General features: G+C 72.2%; 14 protein-coding genes. 8 read left to right on the top strand and 6 right to left on the bottom strand.

The features are described from left to right. Window positions 1-186 precede the first annotated feature (186 nt). Window positions 187-1,734 (top strand): F0F1 ATP synthase subunit alpha, encoded by a 1,548-nt coding sequence (gene atpA, locus NR792_RS29215; RefSeq protein ID WP_375755985.1) that lies wholly within the window; start codon window positions 187-189, stop codon window positions 1,732-1,734. Window positions 1,735-1,821: 87 nt separating this feature from the next. On the opposite strand, the gene NR792_RS29210 is transcribed toward atpA, so the two are convergent. Next, window positions 1,822-2,670 carry an HAD family hydrolase gene (locus NR792_RS29210; RefSeq protein ID WP_375755984.1) on the bottom strand — a complete coding sequence of 283 codons (849 nt, stop codon included), beginning with the start codon at window positions 2,668-2,670 and terminating at the stop codon, window positions 1,822-1,824. Window positions 2,671-2,886: 216 nt separating this feature from the next. Here NR792_RS29210 and NR792_RS29205 point away from each other — a divergent pair, with 216 nt between their 5' ends. The 4 genes from NR792_RS29205 to NR792_RS29190 all read left to right on the top strand — a co-directional run bounded on the left by NR792_RS29205 (window position 2,887) and on the right by NR792_RS29190 (window position 8,394). Beyond that, complete coding sequence (locus NR792_RS29205) at window positions 2,887-5,484, top strand: PAS domain-containing protein (RefSeq protein WP_375755983.1); 2,598 nt, start codon at window positions 2,887-2,889, stop codon at window positions 5,482-5,484. 71 nt (window positions 5,485-5,555) lie between these two features. Further along, window positions 5,556-6,419 carry an OmpA family protein gene (locus tag NR792_RS29200; protein WP_375755982.1) on the top strand — a complete coding sequence of 288 codons (864 nt, stop codon included), beginning with the start codon at window positions 5,556-5,558 and terminating at the stop codon, window positions 6,417-6,419. A 94-nt stretch (window positions 6,420-6,513) separates the two neighbouring features. Next, window positions 6,514-7,395 (top strand): hypothetical protein, encoded by an 882-nt coding sequence (locus NR792_RS29195; RefSeq protein ID WP_375755981.1) that lies wholly within the window; start codon window positions 6,514-6,516, stop codon window positions 7,393-7,395. A gap of 159 nt (window positions 7,396-7,554) precedes the next feature. After that, window positions 7,555-8,394 (top strand): hypothetical protein, encoded by an 840-nt coding sequence (locus NR792_RS29190; protein WP_375755980.1) that lies wholly within the window; start codon window positions 7,555-7,557, stop codon window positions 8,392-8,394. A 75-nt stretch (window positions 8,395-8,469) separates the two neighbouring features. Here the strand turns inward: NR792_RS29190 and NR792_RS29185 are convergent, their stop codons facing one another. The 3 genes from NR792_RS29185 to NR792_RS29175 all read right to left on the bottom strand — a co-directional run bounded on the left by NR792_RS29185 (window position 8,470) and on the right by NR792_RS29175 (window position 10,364). Beyond that, complete coding sequence (locus NR792_RS29185; RefSeq protein ID WP_375755979.1) at window positions 8,470-9,159, bottom strand: NTP transferase domain-containing protein; 690 nt, start codon at window positions 9,157-9,159, stop codon at window positions 8,470-8,472. 229 nt (window positions 9,160-9,388) lie between these two features. Beyond that, entirely contained in the window at window positions 9,389-9,697 is a 309-nt protein-coding gene (locus NR792_RS29180) for a CBS domain-containing protein (protein WP_375761711.1), read from the bottom strand. A 130-nt stretch (window positions 9,698-9,827) separates the two neighbouring features. After that, window positions 9,828-10,364: a hypothetical protein gene (locus tag NR792_RS29175; protein WP_375755978.1), complete on the bottom strand. Its 537-nt coding sequence runs from the start codon at window positions 10,362-10,364 to the stop codon at window positions 9,828-9,830. Window positions 10,365-10,493: 129 nt separating this feature from the next. On the opposite strand from NR792_RS29175, the gene NR792_RS29170 reads away from it, so the two are divergent. The 3 genes from NR792_RS29170 (at window position 10,494) to NR792_RS29160 (ending at window position 16,046) form a co-directional block, all read left to right on the top strand. Beyond that, on the top strand, window positions 10,494-13,445 hold the full coding sequence (locus NR792_RS29170) for a hypothetical protein (protein WP_375755977.1): 2,952 nt from the start codon (window positions 10,494-10,496) through the stop codon (window positions 13,443-13,445). A gap of 31 nt (window positions 13,446-13,476) precedes the next feature. Beyond that, the gene (locus NR792_RS29165) at window positions 13,477-14,667 is read left to right on the top strand and encodes an OmpP1/FadL family transporter (protein ID WP_375755976.1); all 1,191 of its coding nucleotides are present in this window, start codon (window positions 13,477-13,479) and stop codon (window positions 14,665-14,667) included. Window positions 14,668-14,753: 86 nt separating this feature from the next. Beyond that, complete coding sequence (locus NR792_RS29160; protein WP_375755975.1) at window positions 14,754-16,046, top strand: YecA family protein; 1,293 nt, start codon at window positions 14,754-14,756, stop codon at window positions 16,044-16,046. A 4-nt stretch (window positions 16,047-16,050) separates the two neighbouring features. Here the strand turns inward: NR792_RS29160 and NR792_RS29155 are convergent, their stop codons facing one another. Next, on the bottom strand, window positions 16,051-17,220 hold the full coding sequence (locus tag NR792_RS29155) for a cyclic nucleotide-binding domain-containing protein (RefSeq protein WP_375755974.1): 1,170 nt from the start codon (window positions 17,218-17,220) through the stop codon (window positions 16,051-16,053). Between the two features lie 121 nt (window positions 17,221-17,341). Then, window positions 17,342-18,520 (bottom strand): cyclic nucleotide-binding domain-containing protein, encoded by a 1,179-nt coding sequence (locus NR792_RS29150; protein ID WP_375755973.1) that lies wholly within the window; start codon window positions 18,518-18,520, stop codon window positions 17,342-17,344. Window positions 18,521-18,662: the final 142 nt, after the last annotated feature.

The following is an 18,662-nucleotide window of genomic DNA, read 5'->3' as shown; positions in this document are numbered from 1 at the left end:
CCTCCCCCGTCCGGGCCACCGGCTTACGTCCGTGATAAAGGGGCACGGGGGTGGGGGAAGTCCCGGGTGCGTGGTGCGTTGCGATGGGACCGGTGCCCGTGATAGGGGGCCACCCGGTACATCAAGATTCGCGGCGGCCATCCCCGTTTCCTCAGGCCGCCCCCTCCGCAAGGACGCTAGACGCCCATGGAAATCCGCGCCGACGAGATCAGCAAAATCATCCGGGAGCAGATCAAGGACTACGGCAAGAAGGTCACCGTCGCCGAGACCGGCACCGTGCTGACCGTGGGCGACGGCATCGCCCGCGTGTACGGCCTGGAGGGCGCGCTCGCCGGTGAGCTGGTGGAGTTCACCAACGGCGTGCAGGGCCTGGTCCTCAACCTGGAAGAGGACAACGTCGGCGTCGCCATCATGGGTGAGTTCAAGGACATCCGCGAGGGTGACACCGTGAAGCGCACCGGTCAGATTGCCTCCGTGCCGGTGGGCAAGGCCCTGCTGGGCCGCGTGGTGAACGCCCTGGGCCAGCCAGTGGACGGCAAGGGCCCCATCGAGGCCACCGAGCACCGCCGCCTGGAGGTGAAGGCGCCCGGCATCGTGAAGCGCAAGTCCGTGCACGAGCCCCTGCAGACGGGCATCAAGGCGCTGGACGCGCTGGTGCCGGTGGGCCGCGGTCAGCGCGAGCTCATCATCGGTGACCGCCAGACGGGCAAGACGGCCGTCGCCATCGACGCCATCATCAACCAGAAGGGCCTGGGCGTTTACTGCATCTACGTCGCCATCGGGCAGAAACAGTCCACCGTCGCGCAGGTGGTGGAGAAGCTGACCAAGCACGGCGCCATGGAGTACACGACGGTCGTCGCGGCGAACGCGTCCGACCCGGCGCCCATGCAGTACTTCGCGCCGTACGCGGGCGTCGCCATCGGCGAGTACTTCCGCGACAACAAGATGCACGGCCTCATCGTGTACGACGACCTCTCCAAGCAGGCCGTGGCGTACCGCCAGCTGTCCCTGCTCCTGCGCCGCCCGCCGGGCCGCGAGGCGTACCCCGGCGACGTGTTCTACATCCACAGCCGCCTGCTGGAGCGCGCCGCCAAGCTGTCCGACGAGGAGGGCGCGGGCTCCCTCACGGCGCTGCCCATCATCGAGACGCAGGCGGGTGACGTGTCCGCCTACATCCCGACGAACGTCATCTCCATCACCGACGGGCAGATCTTCCTGGAGACGGACCTGTTCTTCTCCGGCGTCCGCCCGGCCATCAACGTGGGCCTCTCCGTGTCGCGCGTGGGTTCCGCGGCGCAGATCAAGGCCATGAAGCAGGTCGCGGGCTCCATGAAGCTGGAGCTGGCGCAGTACCGCGAGCTGGCCGCCTTCGCCCAGTTCGGCTCCGACCTGGACAAGGCCACGCAGGAGACGCTGGCGCGCGGCGCCCGCATGGTGGAGCTGCTTAAGCAGGGCCAGTACGAGCCGCTGTCCGTCGAGCGTCAGGTCATCCAGATCTACGCCGCGACGAACAAGGACGACGCCGGCAAGCGCGGGTGGATCCGCCAGGTGCCGGTGGGTGACGTGGTCCGCTGGATGAAGGAGATGCTGGAGTTCGTGGACAGCAAGTACCCGAACATCGTCTCCGACCTGGTCGCCAAGCGCGAGCTGACCGCCGACATCAAGGCGAACATCAACAAGGCGCTGACCGAGTTCAACGACCTGTTCCAGGCGACCCCGGGCGCCAAGGTCTAGTTTCGCGCCCCACGCGCGGTTGCCGTAACGGACAGCCCCGTCCTCCCTTCAGAAGGGAGGCGGGGCTTTTCGTCTGGCGCCCTGCTTTCAGCGCAGCCGGGGCAGGATGGCGCGCAGGCTCGTGTCCGCGCTGCCGCGCGCGCCCAGGCGCGCCACCGCGGCGCGCTCGTAGGGCATCACGTTGGCGCGCTCCACCAGCTGCACGTGCGCGCCCAGCGCGGCGGGCATGGCCAGGTCCAGCTCGAAGATGTCGCCCGCGACGAGCGTGGACTCCGGGCCCGTGTGCGTGGCGTCCCAGATGCGCTTGAGCGCGGAGAAGTAGCGCCCGCGCCGCAGGTACACCGGCCGGCCCAGCACGCCGTCCAGGTGCAGCGCCTCCGGCAGCGCGTCGAAGCGGGCGTCCTTCGGCTGCGTGTCCTCCAGCTGGAACTTGCGCGCGTCGCCGAAGACCTTCAGCCGCTCGCGGCCCTTCGGCGCCAGCTTGTCCAGCTTCGCCTCCACCAGCTCCGTGTGCGCGTTGGTCACCACGGACACGGGGAGCCCCGTGGCGAGCAGCGCCTCCAGCACGTCCTTCGCCTCCGCCTTGAAGGCCGTGGCCGAGTGCCGGTACGCGTCCCGGTACAGCGTCTGCACCGTGTCCGTGCGCACCGCCTCGTCGTCGCCCTTGCCGTAGCGCTTGAGCAGCCGGTGCGCGGTGCAGGTGGCCGTCAGGTAGGGGTCCGCGGTGGCCGGCGCCACGATGCGCCCCGCCACCTCCCAGCCGTACTGGTCCACGCCCTCATGCAGCGCGGCGACCTCCTCCGCCCACGCCGCTGACGCGTCCTGTCCCAGCACCCGGTACAGCGCCTCCTGGAAGTGCCGCAGGAAGGGCTCGCCCTCCGCCAGCACGTCCGTGAAGGTCCCATCGAAGTCCAGCACCACACACGCGATCGCCATCCACCGGTCCTTGAAGCCCGGCCGTCCGAAGCACGGCCGTGAACGAAAGCCCCGAATGACGCCCCGTCGGCGGCCCCGAATCAAGTCCCCTGCCCTGCCCGCGGGTGGATGCGGATGCCAACTCCCGGAAAGCCGGGTCCAACCCGGGTCGGGTGGTCCCGCTTCGTCGCCACCCCCACCCTTGAATCTCCCGCGGGGGAGGGGGGCTCCGCGCTCATGTCCGAGCCGACTGGCACCTTTCTGGCGGAGTCCACACCCGTGCCGCAGGAATGGCTGCGCACGGTGCTGCAGCTGCTGCCCGTGGGGGTCGTCATCGTGGACACGGCGGGCCGCCTGCTCGCGGCCAACGCCGCCGCCAGCGCGCTGTGGGGACAGGGCGCGCTGGCGGGGATGCGGCTGGAGAACTTCGGCGGCTTCGAGGCGTACTGGCCCGGCACCGGCAAGCGGCTGCGCGGCGAGGAGTGGGCCGTGTCGCGCACGCTGAAGAGCCGGCAGACCGTGTCCAACGAGGAGGTGGACATCGTCGGGAAGGACGGCGCGCGCCGCACCATCCTCAACTCCGCGGCGCCGCTGTACTCGGCCGAGGGCCGGCTGGTGGGCGCGGTGAACATCAACGTGGACATCACCGAGCGCAAGGCCACCGAGCGCGCGGAGTTCTTCGTCAGCGAGGCGAGCCGGCTGCTCGCCGAGTCCCTGGACTGGGAGACGACGCTCAAGGCCGTGGCGCGGCTGGCCACGCTGGAGTGGGCGGACTACTGCATGGTGGACGTGCTGGGGCCCGACGGAGAGCTGCACCGGCTCGCGCTCAGCGCGAAGGACCCCCGGCAACAGGAGCTGCTCGACCAGACGCTGTCCTTCCCGCCGGAGGCCGGCTCGGGCTCGCCGCTCGCCCAGGTGCTCACGCGGGGCAAGCCCGTGCTCGTCGCGGACATCACGCCCGAGTGGCTGGACGCGGCGGCCCGCTCGCCCGAGCACCGCCGGCTGCTGGAGATGCTGGCGCCGCGCTCCTCCATGCTCCTGCCCCTGGCGGTGGGACGCAGGCGCTTCGGCATCATCAACCTGGTCTCCGCGTCTCCCGCGCGCCGCTACACGAAGCGCGACCTGGGCTACGCCACGGAGTTCGCGCGCCGCGCGGCCCTGGCGGTGGAGAGCGCCCGGCTGTACCGCGAGGCCCGCGAGGCCCTGCGCGAGCGGGACGCGTCCGCGGCCATGCTGGAGGCCTTCTTCGCCGCGTCGCCGGTGGGCATGGGCTTCGTGAACCAGGACCTGCGCTACGTGCGGCTCAACAAGGTCATCGCGGAGAACAACGGCATCCCCCTGGAGAAGCACCTGGGCCTCACGCCCCGCGAGCTGATGGGCGAGGCGGGCGGCCCCATCGAGGACCTGCTGCGCCAGGTGCTGGAGTCGGAGGAGGCCGTGTTGGACGACCCGGTGGAGTACGTGAAGGGCCCGGAGCCGCGCACCTTCCTGGCCACGTACTTTCCCGTGCGCTCCGGCACGGAGCTCTTGGGCGTGGGCGGCGTGGTGCGCGAAATCACCGAGCAGCGCCGCATGGAGACCCACCTGCGCTTCCTCACGGACGCCACCACCCGGCTGGCCACGTCCCTGGACTGGCGCACCACCGTGCGCAACGTGGCGGAGCTGGTGGTGGCGCAGCTGGCGGACTACTGCCTGGTGGACATGCTGGGCGATGACGGCGAGCACCTGGAGCGCGTGGAGCGCCGCGCCGTCGACGACAGGCTCCAGGCCCAGCTGGAGAAGTCCATGCCCTACGCGCCACAGCCCGGCGCCCGCACCCTGCTGCGCAAGGTGCTGGAGACGGGGCGCTCGGCGCTGGTGGCCGAGGTGGACGAGGCCGCCATGCGCGCCTTCGCCGTCAACGACACGCACCGGGGCGTGCTGGAGGGGCTCCAGCCGCGCTCGGTGATGGTCGTCCCGCTGATGGCGCGCGGGCGCACGCTGGGCATCGTGAGCGCCGCGACGTGCTCCCCCACGCGGCGCTTCAGCATGAGGGACCTGTCGCAGCTGGAGGACCTGGCCTGGCGCGCGGCGCTGGCGGTGGACAACGCGCGGCTGTACCGGCAGGCGGAGCAGGCCGTGGCCGCGCGTGACGAGTTCGTGGCGGTGGCCACGCACGAATTGCGCACGCCCCTGTCCGCGCTGCACCTGCAGCTGTCGTCGCTGCAGCGCACGCTGGACAAGCTGCCGTCGGACGAATCCGAGCGGCTGGGCCAGGGGCTCGCGGGGGCGCTGCGGCAGGCGGACCGGCTGACGCGGCTGGTGGCGCACCTGTTCGACGTGGCGCGGCTGGGCACGGGGCAGATGGCGCTGGAGTTGGGCGCGGTGGAGCTGTCCTCGCTGGTGCACGCGCTGGTGACGCGGATGGAGGAGGCGCTGGCCACGGCGGGCTGCGTGGCGGTGGTGCACGCGGACGCGCCGGTGGTGGCGCTGGCGGACCGGCCGCGCGTGGAGCAGGTGCTGATGAACCTGCTCACCAACGCGATGAAGTACGCGCCGGGCCTGCCGGTGGAGCTGTACGTGGAGCGCGAAGGCGACATGGCCGTCGTCGCCGTGCGGGACTGGGGCCCCGGCATCCCCCCGGAGGCGCGCGAGCGCATCTTCGAGCGCTTCGCGCGCAACACCGGCGCGCACGCGCGCGCGAGCCTGGGCCTGGGCCTCTACATCTCCCGGCAGCTCGCCCGCGCGCACGGCGGCGACCTGTTCGTGGAGGCGCCACCGGAGGGCGGGCCCGGCTCGCGCTTCGTGCTGCGCCTGCCCCGGTGGAAGAAACCGTCCGGGGCGGCGCCGGGCTGAAGCAGGCGGGCGCATGTCGCACGGCGCCCACCTTGCCGCCCACCCCCGGGGGGCCATTACCCTTGGGGGCCATGGACGACGCGCGGACCGAAGCAGCGCGCAGACGTTGGCGGTGGCTGCCCTGGGGGCTGCTGGCCGTCGCGGCGGTGGTGGCCTCCACGGGCGCGTGGCTGGGCTCGCGCTCGCTCCAGGCGCTGGAGGCCCGGAGCGCGCAGCTGGAGCGCGAGGCCGCCGAGTCCGAGGCCCACGTCGCGCAGTTGCAGACGCTGCGGCAGGCCATGGAGCGGAGGCTGCGCGCGCTGGAGCGGCAGCAGCAGGCGCAGGAGTGGGGCGGCGCCGCGGCGGAGCTCCAGGCGAAGAACGCGGAGGCGCAGCGGACGCGGCGCGAGGCGGCGCTCGAGGCGCTGGGCAGCTCGCTACAGGACGCGCTCGAGGCGGGCGACGTGGCGCTGGCCCTGGAGGACGACGCCCTGCGCGTGGAGGTGTCCGAGCGGCTCCTCTTCGCGCCCGCGGGCCTGTCGCTCACGCCGGAGGGAGCCGCCCTGTTGAAGCAGGCCGCGGCCGTGTTCCGAAGCCCGCTCGCGGACCACCGCGTGGCGGTGGAGGCCCACACCGACGAGGTGCTCCCCGCCGGGCCCGGCACCACCACCACCGCGTGGGAGCTGTCCGCCGCGCGGGCCGTGGCGGTGGTGCGCCAGCTGGGCGAGCGCGAGGGGCTGGCTCCGGAGCGCCTGAGCGCCACGGGCCACGCCGCGTACCGGCCGCGGGTCCCCAACGACAGCCCGCCCCACCGCGCCAGCAACCGCCGCGTCACGCTGCGGCTGTCCCCCACGCCGGTGACGCCGGAGGGCGCGGCCGTGGCCCTCACGGAGCCGCCGCCGCGCCCCATGAAGCGCCAGGCGAAGGCCAAGGCGAAGAAGACCGCGAACCGCTGAAGGGGCCACGGAAGACGGCCCGGCGTGAATAAGCCGCCCGCCCCCACGTCAGGGGAGCGGTGGGCCTCTCCCCGCCCCCGCCCCGGAGCCTCCCGTGTCCGCCTTCCGCCCCGCGCTGTGCGCCACCTTCGCCGCCGGCCTCCTCCTGGCCGCGCCCGCCGCGGAGGCCCGCTTCGGCAAGAAGTCGTCGGACACCTCCGACAGCAAGAAGGACGACGACAAGGGCTCCAAGGTCCACGCCGCGACGCCCATCCGCTCCAGCCCCCGGGAGGAAGCCCCCAGCCGCCCGCCGCCCTCGCGCGACGACGACTGCTGCGACACCGCGCCCTCGCGCGGCCGGGCCTCGTACTCCGCGCGCATCCACGGCGACGCCCTCCTGGCGGCCGCGGAGCTGCTGGCCATCGCCGTGGACGACACTCAGCCCGTGGACCTGGCCGTCCGCGAGCAGCGCCCCGCCCAGCCGCTCGACGTGCGCATGGGCCTCAACGTCGGCGCCATGGGCGGCGGCACCGCCGGGGACGTCTTCCTGGGCATCGAGGGCGAAGCGCTGGGCTTCGCCGTGCAGGGCACCCAGCTGACGCTGCCCACCGACGACGGCACGAGCGGCACGGATGACCTCCGCCTGGCCACCGTGCACCTCACCTGGGCCGCCGTGTCCACCGACCGCATGCGCTGGCGCGTGGAAGGCGGCGTCTCCACCGCGATGGCGCCGGACATCACCTTCGTGGGCCCCAGCCTCGCCACGTCCCTGGAGGTCTGCGTGGCGGGCCCGCTGGACGTGGAGGCGCGCGTGCAGGGCACCGCCGGCACCTACCGGCAGCTGGACGCGAGCGCGGGCCTGGCGCTGCACCTGGGCGCCCTCAACCTGCGCGGCGGCGTGCGCGGGCTCATCCTGGACGACGCGGGCAGGGTGGACGGCGTCCAGCACGTGGACCGCTTCGTGGGCCCCTACGCGGGCGCCGGCTTCGTCTTCTGAGGCCCGGATGTCCGGGGGTGTACATGCCCCCTTCCGGACACCGTCCCCCACCCCGGGGGCGCTGGTCTCCCACGGGGTGCTGGGGGTTGAATATTCCGGGCGAGCAGGCGTCCAGATGCCGCGGCCCACCCCGTGGGCCCATGAAGAGGAGGGGTCGCCGTGGGCTTCTGGAAGACGCTGTGTGCCACGCTTGCTGTCGCTGTCCTGCTGGGGTCCGCGCCCGCGGAGGCCCGCTTCGGCAAGCGCTCCAAGCCGGGCACCTCCGACCCGAAGCGCTCCGACGACAAGGACGACGGCAAGCACGAGCACCGCGCCACCCCGGTGGGCCGCGCCTCGGACGCGCCGGTGCGCTCCAGCGTGCGCGCCTCCGGCGTTGGCGTGGGCTGGTTCGACGTGCTCTTCATCAGCGGCCCGGCCAGCTACCACCGCCGCGCGCGCGTGGCGGCTCCCCGGGGCGCCCGTGCGCCCAGGCCCGCGCCGCTCGTGCACCTGAACGTGCAGGGCGCCAGCTTCGGCGACACCGGCGGCGCGCTGGACCTCTTCATGGCCCTGGACGGCCAGCGCTGGGGCATGGACGCGCGCGTGAGCGGCATCGGGCTGAGCGCGGATGACGGCTCGGACGACACGGACCGGCTGACGCTGCTGGACGCGCACCTGACCATCTCGCCGTGGTCCACCGAGCGCGGCCGCTTCCGCATGGAGGCCGGCATCGCCAGCGCGCACGCCCCGGACGCCATCTTCGTGGGCCCCAGCTTCGCCGCGTCGCTGGAGGCGTGCATCGGCCCGTCGCCCTTCGACATCGAGGCGCGCATCCAGGCGGTGCCCTTCCCGCACCGCCAGGTGGACATGCAGGCCGGGCTCGCGCTGCACCTGGGCGCCCTCAACCTGCGCGGCGGCTGGCGCACCCTGTACCTCAGCGACGCCGGCCACCTGGACGATGGCGTGGTGCACGCGGACCTGTTCTCCGGTCCCTACCTGGGCCTGGGCCTGTCGTTCTGAAGGCCGGAAGCCTGAAGTAAAAACTCCCGGGGTCCCCGCTCACGTGCGGCCCCGGGAGCCTCCCGGCGTGCCGGGCTATTCCTCCGACGACGCCGCGTAGGACGTCGGGGTGGTGTCCGCCCCGGCGCCGTTGGACGCGCCCGTGCGCTTCATGCGCCGCTTGGGCGGCGGGGCCAGCTTGGGCTCCATGCTGAAGACGCGCCCGTAGATTTCAGGCGTGTTGATGTTCACGATGACGCCGGGGTCCTTCACGTTCAGGCGGCGCGGGTTCAGCGCCTTGAGCGCCGCCTCCAGGTCCTCGCCCTCCGCCTCGAACAGCTTGCGCGCCGCGCCCCGGGACAGCACCACCGGCCAGCCCGTGGCGTTGTCGTACTCCGGCCGGATGGCCATGACGCCCTCGGTGCCGCCGCGCTCCATGTCCTTGAGCATGGACTTCACGGTGGTGACGCGCAGCGCCGGCATGTCCACCGGGTGCAGCAGCATCACGTCCGCGTCCTCGGCCATGGCCGCCTCCAGCCCGGCCTTCACCGACGACAGCAGGCTCTTCTCCCAGTCCCTGCTCGTCACCAGTTCCAGGCTCGGGTGCTGCTCGCGCACCATCGCCTCGTCGCTGCCCACCACGCCCAGCACCCCGCACCCCGCCTTCCCGAAGGTGGACGCCAGCGACTGAAGGAAGCTCTTGCCTCCCTCGTGCTCGATGAGCGCCTTGGGGTGGGACATCCGCCGGGCCTTGCCCGCCGCCAGGATGATCGCCACTGCCTTCATGACCCGCCTCCTCGCCCTCGACGGAAAGCCGGGGGCACCGCCAACAGGCTGTTGACCTCCTTCCGGGATTGCAGCCCGCCCGCCAGTACGAGTCGTCAGACAGCCGCCAGTCACACGAGGAGGTGTTGGCTGCCGGCCCATTCGGCAAGGGCGTGTGTCCACCAGCGGTCAGGAGGACGGGCCACCGGGCTTCCCCTCCCCCGCGCCGGATGGCCTTCGCGAAGGCCCTTCAGTGCAGCCAGCCGCTGGAAGCCGCCAGCCGCAGCGGGGCGGCCATCTCCACGGTCGTTTCTTCCGGCGCCTGCAGTGCCTTGACGGTCAGAATTTCAGCCAGCCGGGCCAGGGGACGGCGGCGGGCCACGCGGTGCAGCTCGTCCTCCGTCACCTCGCCCAGCAGGTCGCCCCCACGCCCCTCCACCACCGGCAGCACGTGCACGCCGTGGCGGTACATCTGCTGGAGCGCTCCCAGGACGGTGTCCTCCGGGAACAGGGTGATGGCGCGGGAGACGAGGTTCTGGAACTCAGGGCTGCGGCACATCGACACGTGAGGCCTCCGGTGCTCGGCGTTCGGGCGCCGTGTGCCGGAGGGCCTTAGCAATCCGCTTGCCGACGTCCGCGAGGGGTCCGCCGAAGCGCCAGGACCCCTTCGCGGATCCGCCTGCCCGCCCCTACTTCTTCGGCGCGGGCTTCACCGACTCCACCATCTTGCGGAAGCCCTTCTCCGCGGCGTTCACCGTCTTCTCCGGCCCGGTGAGCTTGTAGAAGATGGCGCCCTCCGGCCCCTCCACGATGGCGCCGCGCAGCTTGAAGTTCGGCTTGGGCGTGGACGGGCCCATCATCGGGCCGCCGCCCGCGTACGTGCCCTTCACCTCCACCGTGGTGACGCTCAGCCCGTTCACCTTCTCCTGCTTCGTCTTCGCGTCCTTGTCCTCCAGGGGCTTGCCGTCGGGCTTCTGGAACTGCGCCACCCAGCGCTTCACGTTCGCGTCCACCGCGCCGCCCTGCCCCTGCCCGAAGTAGAAGACAGCCAGTTCCGCGTCTTCCGCGTCTCCCTTCGCCGCGGGCACCTTGTACGTCGCCGCGCGCATCGGCCGCGTGGGCTGGGTGGCCCACTCCGCGGGCGCACTCCACGTCAGGCCTCCGGCCTCCTCCGCGCTCGCGCCCATCGCCACGGTCATCGCCAACAGCATCAGCAGTCGTTTCATGGGCGGCAGCGTAGCCCTGATTCCAGCTGACTCGACGCGTCAATCCCTCTCACTTTGTGACCGGGGGAGGGCGTGCTACTCACTGCATTGTTTCCAGCAGTTCACCTTGGGCTGGAGGGGATTCCCACCATGAAGAAATCGCTGTTCCTCGGGGCCATGGCCCTGGGAGCCGTTGCCTGCACGCCGGAGATTGCGCAGGACGCTCCGAATACGAACGTCGGCCTCGCGGAGTTCGACCCCACGGGTTCTCCCGCCGTCGTTCCCTCTCCCAACGACCTGGCCATTGACCGGGCCACGGGCAAGGTGAACGCGCCCATCAACCCGGCGGCGTCCGCGGCGGAGCAGGAGTTCACGCGCGACTACCTGAACTCGCTGAACGGCTTCCCGACGTCCGCCATCGCGTCCACCAAGGTGAAGGACCTGGACGCGTTCACGGTGAACGCGAAGACGGTCATCTTCATCGACCTGTACGCGGGCACGCCGCTGGCGAAGAAGCCGGTGACGCCGACCATCGCGTACAACGAGGACACGGACCTCATCAACCTCATCCCCCCGGTGGATCCGAACACCGGCCTGCCGGCGTGGCCGAAGGGCGGCCGCTACGCGGTGGCGCTCATCGGCGGTGAGAACGGCCTGAAGACCACCTCCGGCAACCCCATCATCGGGTCCGCGACGTGGGCCTTCGCCAGCTCCGAGAAGCCGCTGGTCACCTGCGAGGACCTGACCTCGCCGGACTGCGCCCCGGCCACGGAGATCATCCCCTCCACGGAGACGGATCCGGCCAAGCGCCTGGCGGCCCAGACCAAGAGCGCCCTGCAGCTGGAGCAGCTGCGCCGCGGCTACGCGCCCCTCATCGAGGGCCTCGTCGCCAAGGGCTTCAAGCGCGAGGACGTCGTCCTCCTGTGGACCTTCAGCATCATCAACCAGCCGGAGGCCACCATCAGCCTGGCGCCCACGGCGCGGCTGCCCGACCCCATCATCCCCTTCCCCAACAACCTGATCCGCAAGGCGGACGGCAGCGGCCTGGAGTTCCCGGTCCCGACGACGCCGGGCCTGCGGCAGGACCTGTTCACGGGCCTGAACACCCTGGACGGCTTCTCCACCACGGGCGCCATCGTGTCGGAGAACGGCGACACCGTGGGCGTGCTGGACGGCACCCAGTTCCGCGAGGCCGCGGACGGCCCGGTTCCCACGGTGGATCCGGCGTCGCTGGCCGAGGGCGTGAAGTTCTTCAAGGTGAACAACCTGGACAAGGGCACCAAGCCGGACGTGGCGGTGTGCCTGGTGAACAAGACCGGTGACTGCGGCACCAGCGTGGGCACCGCGGGCGTCGTCGCCGTGCCCCAGCAGCTGCAGATCGTCCCGAAGGCGCCGCTGGATGGCCAGACCGAGTACGGCGCGGTGCTGACCACGGACCTGAAGGACGACAAGGGCCGCAACGTGGCCCCGGCCACGGCCTTCGCGCTGCTGCGCCTGGCCAACCCGGTCTACGACGAAGCCTCCGGCAAGAGCCTCATCTCCTCCGTGCCCACCGACCTGGCCAAGCAGCTGGAGCCGCGGCGCAAGCTGCTCAAGGGCTACTTCGACAGGGTGGCGGCGCCGGTCGAGGAAGGCGGCCTGGGCATCCCGCGCTCGAAGATCGCGCTGGGCTGGAACTTCACCACCCAGAGCACCACGTCCGTCCTGCAGCAGCTGTACGCGCTGCCCAGCCTTTACGGGACGCCCGCGGCGCCCACCTCCGTCTTCGACATCACGGGGCCGGTGACGGGGGCGATGACCACGGCCGGGTTCGCGTCCGGCAACATCGACGCGGTCTACGAGGTGCGGGCCAACACGCCGTTGCTGCTCACGGGCCCCTTCGGCACGCTCAACCCCACCGAGCCGCGCCCCACCCGCTCCCCGTTCATGCTCTTCATCCCGAAGGGGACGATGCCCGCCGCGGGCTGGCCGGTGCTGGTGTTCGGCCACGGCCTGACGAGCAACCGCACCGCGGTGCTCGGCGTGGCCAACAAGATGGCCGGCGCGGGCTACGCGGTGGCCGCGATGGACGCCGTCTACCACGGTGAGCGCACCAGCTGCGTGGGCTCCGCCGCGGTCCTCCCCACGCCGAACCCGGTGGGCGACGACGCCGCGTGCGCCAACCCCCAGACCCAGCGCTGCGAGAACAGCCCCGCCAGCCTGTCCTACGGCCGCTGCGTGGCGCGCGCGGACTCGGGCCGCGCGAGCTGCGCCGCCGCCGCGCTCCCGGAGGGCGTGCCGGCCGACACGTACTGCGCCAACATCTCGCAGGGCCAGTGCATGGCGGACGGCAAGTGCGAGGGCGGTGACTTCACCCGCAACGCGCAGGGCGTCCCGGCCATCTCCGGCTGGAACTTCCTGAACCTGGGCAACCTGTTCACCACGCGCGACAACTTCCGCCACCACGTGGTGGACTTCAACCAGCTGCTGCGCGTGCTGGCGAGCCCGGAGCTGTCCACGGCCGTGGGCGCGCAGCTGAACGCGACCCAGGTGGACTACCTGGGCCAGAGCCTCGGCGGCATCATGGGCACCATGTCCACCGCGGTGTCCCCGCGCGTGCGCCGCTCGGTGCTCAACGTGGCCGGTGGCAACCTGGCCGGCGTGCTGCTGACGGCGCCCGCCTTCGCGCCGCAGCGCACCGCGTTCCTGGGCTCGCTCGCCCAGGCGGGCGTCCTCCCGGGCACCCCGGCGTTCGACACGTTCATCAGCCTGGCCAACACCATCCTGGACCCGGCGGATGCGCGCAACTACGCGTACCTGCTGGACAACAACGCGGCGGCCGGCACGGACGCCAAGGTGCACCGCACGTTCATCCAGTACATCGAGGGCGATGAGGTCATCCCGAACGCGAACACGCAGGCGCTGATCAACGCGGCCAACCGCACGGACGCGCCGCGCACCGTGGCCACGTACATGTTCCCGGCGTCCAATCCCCTCGTCGGCGCCATCCCCACGTCCGCGCGCCACGCGTTCCTCAACAACCCCGGCATCCCTGAAGCGTTGCGCAACGCGGCCCAGGACCAGATCATCGGCTTCCTGGCGACCGGCACCGTGGCGCAGTAACGCGAACCACTGAGAGAGGAATCAAACACCCATGAAAAAGACACTCTCCCTCGTGGCAATCCTGGCGGCCGGTACCAGCCAGGCCGCGGGCTTCCAGATTGACACCCAGGGCGCGCGCGCCACCGGCGCGGGCGGCGCGGCCACGGCATGGCTGGAGGACTCGTCCTCCATCTATTACAACGTGGCCAACATGGTCGGCGTGAAGACGCTGGACATCACGCTGGGCGACACGGGCATCCTCCCCAGCATCAAGTTCCAGCGGCCGGGCCAGGAGCAGGAAGGGCAGCGCACCACGCTGTCGCCGCCGCCGCACCTGTTCGTCGTCTACAAGCCGTTCGAGAAGGCGGCGTTCGGCGTGGGCGTGTTCACGCCCTACGGCGCGCGCAGCCGCTGGGAGGAGGGCTTCAGCGGCCGCTTCCGCGGCTACGAGTCCTCGCTGGCGACGTACTACATCAACCCGTCGTTCGCGTATGAGCTGCACCCGCGCTTCCGCTTCGGCGCGGGTCTGGACATCGCGCGGGCCACCATCGAGCTGACGCGCGGCCTGGACTTCGTGAACAGCGAGGGCTCCATCCACCTGGGTGGCGCGGACTGGGGCTCCGGCTTCAACGTGGGCGTGCAGGCCAAGGTGCTGGACAACCTGGACATGGGCCTGCACTACCGCAGCTCGGTGGACATCTCGTTCAAGGGCAAGGCGGACTTCCAGAACATCCCGGTGGAGTTCCAGAGCCGCCTGACGGACCAGAGCGCGACCGCGGACGTCACCCTGCCGTCCACCGTGACGGCGGGCCTGGCGTACCGGCCGCTGGACAACCTGCTCCTGGCGTTCGACGCGAGCTGGGTGGACTGGTCCTCGTTCTCGGAGCTGGCCATCCGCTTCGAGAACCCGGCCATCGACAACCCGGTGCCCAAGCGCTGGCGCGCGAAGTGGAAGTACGCGCTGGGCGCCGAGTACGGCGTGACGGAGGCCCTGCAGGTTCGCGCGGGCCTCGTGTACGACCCGTCCCCCAGCCCCAACAGCACGCTGACGCCGGACCTGCCGGACGCCAACCGCTTCAAGGTGACGGCGGGCGTGGGCTACCAGCTCAAGCCGTTCCGCGCGGACCTGGGCTACCAGTTCGTCGCGCTGGCGGACAAGGTGAGCACGGCCCCGGGCATCCCCGCGACGTACTCCGGCACCGCGCACGTGTTCGGCCTGACGCTGGGCTTCAACCTCCAGTAACCCGCTGAGCACTTCCTGAAGCACCGGGGCGCCCGGCTCCTTCCACGCATGGAAGGGCCGGGCGCTTTCGCTTACGGTGCCGGCCCGTGAGCCCTTCCAAGCCCGGCCGCAACGACCCGTGCCCCTGTGGCAGCGGGAAGAAGTACAAGGCCTGTCACGCCGCCGAGGACCGCGCGAAAGCCGCGCCGCCTCCCACCGCCGCCCCCGCCCACCCGCTGAAGCAGGACCTGGAGGGCGCCATGGCCCTCCTGGGTGACGCGGACGTGTCCCGCCTGTCGCAGGCGCTGGAGCACCTGGGCGTGCTGCTCGCGGGCGCGGGGCCCCAGCCGGGGCTGAGATACGACGACAAGGCCTTCAGCGACCACGTGGGGCAGGCGCTCGCGAAGCTCGCCGCGCAGGAGGGCCTGGACGCGATGGCGGCGCGCAACAGCTTGCGCGTGGGCGTGGTGCGCGAGCTGGGCACGCGCGGCTTCCAGGAGAAGCTGGGCGCGGGGCTGCTCGCGCAGGCGGCGAAGAGCGGGCGCACGCCGGAGGAGCGGCGGGCGCTGTGCGTGGGCGCGCTCCTGGCCACGGCGGCGAAGAAGACGGGCAAGGTGCGGCCGGAGGACAACCCGGTGCTGGACGTCGTCTTCGACGTGCAGTTCCGCGAGTGGAGCCAGAAGCACGCGGAGGTGGTGCGCAAGTACGAGTCCCTGGTCGCGAGCATGGAGCAGGAGGACCTCACCCCCGAGGCCTCCGAGGCCCTGCGCCAGGCGGAAGCCGGCGAGCTGGACGCGCTGGTGAAGCACGTGCAGGCGGACCCCGCGCTGGTGGAGCGCATCTCGCGCGAGGCGAAGGAGCGCGCGCAGCGGGTGGAGGCGAAGCTGCGCGACCCCGCCACGCCGTCCGTCTTCTCCCCGGAGGAGGAGCTGTGGCTCACCGTCGTGCTGTGGGAGCCGCTGCGCGCGATGAAGTCCCAGCCCAAGGAGCCGGAAGGCCGGCGGCAGGTCATCGCGGGGCTCTTGCGCGCGGTGAAGGGCGCGGTGGACGCGGAGTTCCTCGAAGGGATGCTGGAGCGGATGCGCGCGGGGGCGAAGGACCCGGCGGCGGACGAGCCCACGCGCGAGTGGCTCACCGACGCGGCCATCGCCTTCGAGGCGGAGCCCGCGCGGCTGGTGCTGGCGGCGCTGCTCACCGCCCGGCAGGAGGCGCGGGGGCGCAGCGCGGAGGAGCTGGTGGCGCTCGCGGACCTGAAGGCCCTGCCCGCGTGGACGCCGGAGCAGCTGGAGCCCTACCGGCAGCTCCTGGAGAAGGAGGGCCGCGCGGCCGGTGCCTGGCGGATCCGCCGCGCGCAGGAGTGGCTGCACGAGCACCCCGTGCAGCTGGACCCGGAGGCCTGAGGCTTCAGACGAACAGCGCCTTCGCGGTCTGCTGGAGGCGCTCCGTGCCCATGCGCATGAGCTGGCCCTTGAGGCCGGGCTGGCTCACGACGTGCCGCTCGAAGGCGGCGCGCTCCAGGCGCAGCACCACGCAAGGCATCTTCGTGCGCACCGTCGCGGACACGGGCTTGTCCAAGAGCAGCGAGATTTCGCCGAACACGTCGCCCTCACGCAGCTCCGGCAGCAACACGATGCGCCCCGGCTGCTCCAGCGACAGCTGACACTGGCCGCGCAGGAGCAGGTAGAAGGCGTCGCCCGGCTGCCCCTGCGTGAGGAGCACCTGGCCCGCGGGGACGGCGCGCAGGTCGAACTCGCGCGACATCGCCTGCTTCAGCGCGGGCGACAGGTTGGTGAACAGGGGGCTGGTGCGCAGCAGGTTGTCCACCAGCCGGCGCTGGTAGAAGGCCTGCACCGCCGACTCCACCTCCGGGTGCGCGGCGCTCACGCGGGCGAGGGACTGGCGCTTGAACTCCAGCAGCACGGAGCGCTCGCGCACCTCCACGCTGGCCAGCCTGGGCCCCTCCGACACCAGCGCCACCTCGCCGAAGAAGTCCCCCGGCCCCAGCGTGGCCACGACCTGGCGCGCGTTGCCCTCCACCCGCCGCGTCACCTCCGCGCGGCCCTCCACCAGCGCGAACATGGAGTCGCCCGGCTGCCCCTCCTCCACCACGCGCTGACCCGGCCAGAAGGCGCGCACCTCCAGCGCGTCCACGAGCGCCACGAAGGCCTCGCGCCCCACGCCGGAGAGGACGGGCACGCCCGGGTCCTTGCCGTCGGAGACCCAGGCGAAGGTCGGGGCCAGCGCGCCGGGCGGCAGGGCGAAGCGCTCCGCCAGGGTGCGCACCGTCTGGGGCCGGGCGCCGCGGAAGCCTCGCGACAGCACCGTGGCGGCCACCGCGCGCAGCAGCCCGCCCGCGCGGGTCCAGGCGAGCGCGGCGTCGTCGTAGGCGCGGGCGGCCTCGGGGGTGCGCTCCAGCCACTCGAGCAGCTCGGCGACGCGCTGGTGGACCTCCGCGTCCTCCGGCTCCGCGCGAAGGGCATCCTGGTAGCCGGCCAGCGCCGCTTCCAGCTTCCCCCCGGCGGCGAGCGTCGCCGCCTGGGCCTTCAGGGACTGAGCGTGTGGGGAGTCCGCCATGCGGGCCTCTGTAACCCAGCCGCGTGGCGCACGCATCCGTTCGGAGGACCCGGCAGGGTGTCACCGAACACCACCCGCCGGGGTGTCCCGGCGCACACCCGGCGGCGGTGCCGCTGTCCTGTCAGCTGCTCAAATCCCGCACACGCTCCGCCAGGCTCTGGGTGAAGAGGCGGTAGATGCGCAGGGCCGCGGCCTCGTGCGTCTCCAGGAAGTATTGGAAGTCCGTCCGCGTGACGCGCAGGGCGCGCACCACCGTGTGCGCGCGCACGTGCGCGGACACCGGCCCGTCCAGGATGAGGGAAATCTCCCCCAGGAACGCGCCCGGCCCCAGCATGTTGAGCTGGCGCGCGTCCGGGCCCGGGCCGGTGGACACGCTCACCATGCCCTCCAGCAGCACCACCAGCCCCATCCCCTTGGCGCCCTTCTCCAGCACCGTCGTCCCCGCCGGCAGCAGCATGGGCCGGGCCAGGCGGTAGAGGTCGCGCATGTCCTCCAAAGACAGACCATCGAAGATGGGAATGGCTTTCAGATAGCCATAGCCATCCACCACCGGCGGCGCCTTCTCCGCCGCGGCCGCGCCCTCCGGCGCCGACGCCAGCCCCAGCTGCTGGAGCAGCCGCGCCTGCTCCGCCTGGAGCAGCAGCAGCCCCGCCCCCGTCGCGTGCTTGATGCCATCCGCCAGGAGCACCAGCGCGCGCCACGTCGCGCCCTCCGCGTCCAGCAGCTCGCACATGCGCAGCACCGCCTCCGGCCGCTGCGGGTCGTCCGCGGGCACCGCGCGCAGCATCTCCAGCTCCGCGTGCGCGTTGCCCAGCACGCGGAACACCTGCGCCGCCTCCATGGGCCGGTGCATGCGGCCCAGCAGGTGCGCCAGCGACTCGCGCGCGCCCAGCGCCTGGTACAGCGCCAGCGCCTGCTCCAGTGAACCGGCCCGCTCGAAGGCCGCCGCCGCGCGGGCCTGCTCTCCCACCCTCAGCCACGCCTCCGCCGCCAGCAGCGGCGCGCCCGCCTGTTCGTACAGCGGCGCCGCGCCCGCGTCGTCTCCGTCCGCCTCCAGCAGCCGCGCCGCGCCCGCGAAGTCGCGCGCCTGCCGCAGCACCTCCACCAGCCGGGTGCGCGTGTCGGCGGGCACCGCCAGCGCCTCCTCCAGGACCCGCTCGCGATGCCCCGCCCCCATCGCCTCGTAGGCGCGCACCGCCTCCTCCACCGCGCCCTTCATCACCCGCGCCCACACCCCGCGCGTGACGCTGGAGCCAGGGCCCACGGCCACGTCGCTCGCATTCGAATCGTCTGGAGTCACGGCCTTGTCGTTCCCCCCGGACCCCCTGGCGGACCATGGAGGTCCACGCCGGGGTCCGGGACCTTGATGGCGTAGCATCCTGAAACAGGGAAAGCCAGCCATCACCGGTAAGAGCGGCAGGCATTGGACGCACGGTCCACCG

The sequence above is a fragment of the Corallococcus exercitus genome, from assembly GCF_042231735.1.
GTDB lineage: Bacteria > Myxococcota > Myxococcia > Myxococcales > Myxococcaceae > Corallococcus > Corallococcus exercitus_B.
Note: the sequence above shows the minus strand (reverse complement) of the source record. Positions and strands in the feature narration are given on the sequence as shown.

Coding starts and splice junctions, on each gene's coding strand:
- NR792_RS29185 (WP_375755979.1), bottom strand. CDS start 9,159: ATGAAGGCAGTGGCGATCATCCTGGCGGCGGGCAAGGCCCGGCGGATG.
- NR792_RS29175 (WP_375755978.1), bottom strand. CDS start 10,364: ATGAAACGACTGCTGATGCTGTTGGCGATGACCGTGGCGATGGGCGCG.
- NR792_RS29210 (WP_375755984.1), bottom strand. CDS start 2,670: ATGGCGATCGCGTGTGTGGTGCTGGACTTCGATGGGACCTTCACGGAC.
- NR792_RS29205 (WP_375755983.1), top strand. CDS start 2,887: ATGTCCGAGCCGACTGGCACCTTTCTGGCGGAGTCCACACCCGTGCCG.
- NR792_RS29180 (WP_375761711.1), bottom strand. CDS start 9,697: ATGTGCCGCAGCCCTGAGTTCCAGAACCTCGTCTCCCGCGCCATCACC.
- NR792_RS29165 (WP_375755976.1), top strand. CDS start 13,477: ATGAAAAAGACACTCTCCCTCGTGGCAATCCTGGCGGCCGGTACCAGC.
- NR792_RS29170 (WP_375755977.1), top strand. CDS start 10,494: ATGAAGAAATCGCTGTTCCTCGGGGCCATGGCCCTGGGAGCCGTTGCC.
- NR792_RS29155 (WP_375755974.1), bottom strand. CDS start 17,220: ATGGCGGACTCCCCACACGCTCAGTCCCTGAAGGCCCAGGCGGCGACG.
- atpA (WP_375755985.1), top strand. CDS start 187: ATGGAAATCCGCGCCGACGAGATCAGCAAAATCATCCGGGAGCAGATC.
- NR792_RS29200 (WP_375755982.1), top strand. CDS start 5,556: ATGGACGACGCGCGGACCGAAGCAGCGCGCAGACGTTGGCGGTGGCTG.